Source organism: Thiocapsa sp. (assembly GCF_011390875.1).
Lineage (GTDB): Bacteria > Pseudomonadota > Gammaproteobacteria > Chromatiales > Chromatiaceae > Thiocapsa.
Window position 1 is genome coordinate 1 of the sequence record NZ_JAABRP010000273.1, and the last position, 5513, is coordinate 5513.

Below are 5513 nucleotides of genomic sequence, written 5' to 3' on the forward strand. Positions count from 1 at the left end.
CTTGGCGCGGGCTGGATGGGTTTCGCTGTCGCTCTACCCATCCTACGTGTTTCGGTTTTTATTCAACCGTTCCTTAAACCGCGCCCAGCGCGGTATGCGATGTTTTTGGATGGGATCGGCCCCGGAAAACTTGAGGACCGCTGGAGTCGGCGCGGTTTAAGATTTTAAAAAATATATCATTTTAAAGCGCGTCTGCGTTAAGGTTATCGATGAAGCAAACGTCGAGCTCACTCGAAAATGCGCATCTCGCTCTGGACGCGGTTTAGGCCCGCCGGAGGTCTCGGTCGACCAGGGCTGCGACGACCAGGTCGCCCCAGACGTTGACGGCGGTGATGGGGTAGTCGAAGAAACGATCGACGACGAGATAGAGGGCTAGATAGGTCTGCGGCAGGCCGAGCAGATCGAGCATGAAGGCCATCAGGGCGATGCCGCCTCCAGGGATTCCTGCGGTGCCGGCGGAGGAGGCCATGGTGAGCAGGACGATGAAGAGCGCCTGTGCGGGACTGAGATCGACCCCGGCCAGCTGGGACATGAAGATCAGCAGGATCGACTGGTAGAGGGCGGAGCCGTCCATGTTGAGCGTGGCGCCCAGGGGCAAGCTGAAGGCTGTAACTCGCTCGCTGACACCGTTGGCCTCAAGTGCCTGCTTGGAGACCGGATAGGTCGCGGCGCTCGACGCGGTGGACAGCGCGGTCAGGAGCGGCGCACGACAGGCGGCGATGAAGCGCCAAGGTGAAGACCCCGTGCGCACACGAAACAGGGTCGGTAGAACGACTCCGGCATGCAGCACAGCAGCCAGAGCGACGGCCCACACGAAGGCGTGCAGCTGAAAGACCTCGGCCCAGTCCATCCCGGCGAGTCCGTCGTAGATCAAGGCCGCGATGCCGACGGGTGCCAGCGCCAGAACCCCGCGCAGGACCTGCATCAGCAGGGCGTCCGTGGCGCGTGCGCCGGCGAGCAGGGTCTCGCGTTGAGCGCCGGCTATGCGCCGCGACGCAATCGCCAACACGATGGCGACGAAGACGATGTGCAGGATGTTCCCGTCGGCGAGCGAGGCGAAGAGATTGCTCGGGACGAGGTTCGCGACCAGGTGCTCGACGCTGAAGCTCGCCGCACCCGGCTCGACCTGCTCAAGCTGGAGCAGCCCCGCGGGAAGGTCGCGGGAGAACGCGAGTCCGATCAGCGTCCCCAGCCCGGCGGCGACTGCGGAGGTAGTGACGTAATAGATCAGGGTGCGCCCGCCGATGCGCCGCAGCTCGCGCCCGCCCGAGAGCGAGGCATAAATTGACACCAGGATCAGCGGCAGGATCAGCAGCTTGAGGATGGAGATGAAGATCTGCCCGATCCAGGCCACGTAGGGCGCAGCGCCGGGAGCCAGCAGCGCGAGCGCGATACCGAGCAGCAAACCGACGGGGACTGAGTAGAGCCGGCGTAAGGGCACACTGATCGGCATATCCATCCTCGATGACCGGCGTTGAACCGCGTCCAGAGCGAGATGCTCACTTTCGAGTGAGCTCTACGTTTGGTGCATCAACGGCCCTTAACGTGGACGCGGTTTAAAATGATTTATTTTTTAATCTCTTAAACCCCGCCGTCTCCAGCTGTCTTCAAAAGCTGCCGGGGCCGATCCCATCCAAAAACATCGCACACCGCACTGGGCGCGGTTTAGACCCAGCCGAGACGGATCAGGTTGCGCTCGATCTCGTCCTGATCGCTGTAGGGCGTCTTGTGGCCTTTGGCGTCGAGATAGCGCTCGTGACCCTTGCCGGCGATGAGGGCGACCCAGGGCTCGTCCTTCGGCCGCTCGGCCAGGAAGTCGAACAGGCGTGCGATCGCGCATGGTCGCTCCACCACCACCTCGCGACCCGCCTCGGGCATGCCCGTGAGGATATCCGCGATGATGCGCTCGGGGTCCTCGAAACGCGGATTGTCCGAGGTCACGATCGTGTGGTCGGAATGACGCGCCACCGCCTCACCCATCAGCGGGCGCTTGAAACGATCGCGGTCTCCGCCGCAGCCGAAGAGGGTGGCGACCTGCGCCCGAGGGAAGGCATCGCGGATCGCGGTGAGGATGGTCTCTAGTGCATCGGGGGTGTGGGCGAAGTCGACCACCAGGGTACGGTTGCCGACGACCCGACATTCGAAGCGTCCGTCCACCGCGCTCAGGTGGCGCCAGTCCTCGCGCGCGCCCGGTCCCAAGACGCCGTCCGCCAAGGCGACGGCGAGCGCATAGTTCCGTCGGTTGTACGCGAGCGCGAGGAAAGGCTTGGCGGCGAGCGCCTCGGCGCCGAGCGTTGCCGCGGGCAGGACCTGGACGGGAACCCGCGGCTGGCCTTTCTCCGACAGCCGTTCGGCGACATCCGAGCTGGTCGTGTAAAGACGGCCCCCGTCCGCGATCATGTCCAGGATGCGTGCCTTGGCCGCGAAATAGGCTGCTTCGCCGCCGTGATAGTCCAGATGGTCCTGCGTGAAGTTGGTCCAGGCGGCGTTCTGCAGCGGGATGCCGTGCGCACGGCCCTGATCCAGGGCGTGACTGCTGACCTCCATCGCGACCACCGCGTAACGGTCGCGATGGGTGTGCAGCAGACGGCGCAGCTCGATCAGGGGCGGGGAGGTGAATCCGGTGTTGACCAACGGCTCGCCCGCCAAGGAGAGGCCGAGCGTCCCGACCGAGAGGACCGGTCGTCCATGTGCCGAGAGGATCGCCTCCAGATACTTGACCGTCGTGGTCTTGCCGTTGGTGCCCGTGACGCCCAGAAAGGTCGTGCCGTCGGTGTCCAGCGGATAGACGCGATCGCAGAAGCGGCCGACGACCTCGGCCCAATCGCCGGGGTGGGTGACATAGATGCCCTTGCCGGGCAGCCGCTCGACGCCCTCGATCATGCGGTTGCTGACCAGTACGGCGCAGGCGCTGTCGGCCAGATAGCGCTCGATGATCTCGGCATCGGTGCGCCCGTCGTCGAAGCGCTGGAAGAAGAGGATCGACCCGGCATCGCAGGCGTTTGCGCGCCATTGGATGTTGTCCAGGGGGCCGGGCCTGGCCGGCTCGCGCCGCCAGGCGAAATCGAGCGTGGCCAGCAGATCGGAAAGGGCGTGATGCGGCATGGTGTTCGGGTCTGATGCACGGAGGGTCGGGATGATACTCGGGTTGGAGGGGTCTTACCCGGAGTTAGGGAGGGAGGTTTGGTCGGGTCAATCGGTCATGCGATGGCGTTGCGCTCCGACGACCGGGCACGGTCTGTTTGTCGACGGCTCACCGGGAATGACGCGGCGGAACGATGCATATATTCTTGATCAGTGCAGTTCGCGTTCTTCCAGCATGGCTAGACTATTCCAAGGCAACCAAGTAACTGACCAATGGATATCGCTGAAGAAATCCTGCTGGGTCGAATGGTCTCGGTGATCGTTCGGGAAGTCGATCCCGACGCCATCATACTCGTCGGTTCGCGTGCCCGCGGGGAGGGTCGTTGGGACTCAGACGTCGATCTGTTGGTCGTCGAGCGTAAGCCATTCTCTGATACGCACAGTCGTGGTCGGGAAGCCGGTCGTCTCTATCGCAGTTTGGCTGGGTTCGGGGTCGCAAAGGATCTGTTGCTTTACAGCCGAGACGAGGTCGATCGGTTATCGAAGAGCCCGGGTCATGTCGTCAGCAAGGCGCTCAAGGAGGGAAAGGTGATTTATGGCAAGCCATCGGGATGATGCGGGGCGACTGTTGCGGCTTGGAGTCGCACGGCCAGAAAGTCGATGATCTTTGGTGCCTTGTCGACCCCACGAGCTTCGCTGTTCAGCTTCGCTACGACGAGGTTGATGCGGGGTATCCGCTGGACAGAGATGCTCTGATCAAAACAGTCGGCTTGCTGATCGACCGTGTCCAGCGCACACCCTTAACCTGATTCGCGCACGGGTGCGAGCAGCATGGACGAAACGCCGGGTTACCCCCAACCCCTGTGGCCGCTCGTGTGGATAAGCTGTTCGCGCCTGCCTTAACCTGCGGGTGGGGAACGGCGGATCGATAGCCGGTCAAGGATTGCCCGCCTGTGGTTTTTCGGCGTCGAGTGCAGAACGGTCGAGGCCCGTCCGCTCCTCCGAGCCCCGGCTTCGGATCTCAAGTATCATGTCGGATCAAGAGCCAGAATACAGAGTCACGTCCCATGCTCGTCCTCCGTGGTGCACCCGCCCTTTCCGAGTTCCGTCTTCAGAAGCTTGCCGGCAGCCTGCGCGAGCAGATCGGTGCGCCGATCCAAGTCTATGCGGAGTATGTCCACTTCGCCGATCTCGCGGGTGAGCTGGCCGAGGATCAGCGCGGAATCCTGGAGCGGCTCCTGCGCTACGGACCCGCCTTGCCGAGCCACGCGCCGGTCGGCCGGCTCGTGCTGGTCGTGCCGCGGCCGGGCACCCTCTCGCCTTGGTCGTCCAAGGCGACCGACATCGCGCACAACTGCGGACTCGATGGTCTCGAGCGGCTGGAGCGCGGCACCGCCTACTATCTGACGGCGGACGGCGGCGTGCTCGACGCGGCGACCGTCGAGCAGGCCGCGGTTTTACTGCACGACCGCATGACCCAGATCGCGCTCTTCGACCTCGCCGATGCCGAGCGGTTGTTTGCACACGCCGAGCCGCGTCCGGTGCGCCGAGTCGCGCTCGGCGCGGACCCGGAGGCGGCGCTGGGGCAGGCGAACCGCGAGCTGGGACTCGCGCTCTCGCCTGACGAGATCGCCTATCTCGCCGGCAGCTTCGAGGCGCTCGAGCGCGACCCGACCGATGTCGAGCTGATGATGTTCGCGCAGGCCAACTCGGAGCATTGTCGGCACAAGATCTTCAATGCCCGCTGGGACATCGACGGCGAGGCGCAGACGCATTCGCTCTTTCAGATGATCCGCCACACGACGGATGTCTCGCCCGACGGCGTGCTCTCCGCATACAAGGACAACGCCGCCGTCATCGAGGGCTGGGACGGGCGCCGCTTTCTCGCCGACCCCGCGACCGGGATCTACGGCGAGCATGAGGAGGCCATCGAGATCCTCATGAAGGTGGAGACCCACAACCACCCGACCGCGATCGCGCCCGATCCGGGCGCGGCGACCGGCTCGGGCGGCGAGATCCGCGACGAAGGGGCGACCGGGCGGGGCGCCAAGCCCAAGGCCGGTCTTTGCGGTTTCTCGGTCTCGGACCTGCGTATTCCCGGTTTCGGGCAGCCTTGGGAGCCGCCCGAGGCCGACTACCACGGCAAGCCGGGCCGGATCGTCTCCGCACTCGACATCATGCTCGAAGGGCCCATCGGCGCCGCTGCCTTCAACAACGAGTTCGGCCGACCTAACCTGACCGGCTATTTCCGCACCTTCGAGCAGGCCATCCCCGGACCGAACGGCGAGTCCGAGCTGCGCGGCTATCACAAGCCCATCATGCTCGCCGGCGGCATCGGCAACATCCGCTCCGAGCATGTCGCCAAGGACAGCTTCCCGGTCGGCACGCCGCTGATCGTGCTCGGCGGTCCGGCGATGCTGATCGGGCTC

At 64.6% G+C, this 5513-nt stretch carries 3 protein-coding genes and 1 pseudogene; 2 read left to right on the top strand and 2 right to left on the bottom strand.

Annotated elements, in window-relative coordinates:
• Positions 1 to 262: 262 nt before the first annotated feature.
• Together GPT33_RS16855 and GPT33_RS16860 are read right to left on the bottom strand one after the other, a co-directional pair.
• Entirely contained in the window at positions 263 to 1453 is a 1191-nt protein-coding gene (locus tag GPT33_RS16855; protein WP_296811273.1) for a dicarboxylate/amino acid:cation symporter, read from the bottom strand.
• A 212-nt stretch (positions 1454 to 1665) separates the two neighbouring features.
• Positions 1666 to 3105 carry a Mur ligase family protein gene (locus tag GPT33_RS16860; protein WP_296811274.1) on the bottom strand — a complete coding sequence of 480 codons (1440 nt, stop codon included), beginning with the start codon at positions 3103 to 3105 and terminating at the stop codon, positions 1666 to 1668.
• A gap of 252 nt (positions 3106 to 3357) precedes the next feature.
• On the opposite strand from GPT33_RS16860, the gene GPT33_RS16865 reads away from it, so the two are divergent.
• Positions 3358 to 3699, top strand: coding sequence for a nucleotidyltransferase domain-containing protein (locus GPT33_RS16865; RefSeq protein ID WP_296811275.1), 342 nt, complete (start codon positions 3358 to 3360; stop codon positions 3697 to 3699).
• A 452-nt stretch (positions 3700 to 4151) separates the two neighbouring features.
• A pseudogene (locus tag GPT33_RS16870) lies at positions 4152 to 5513 on the top strand (phosphoribosylformylglycinamidine synthase); the annotation flags it as partial.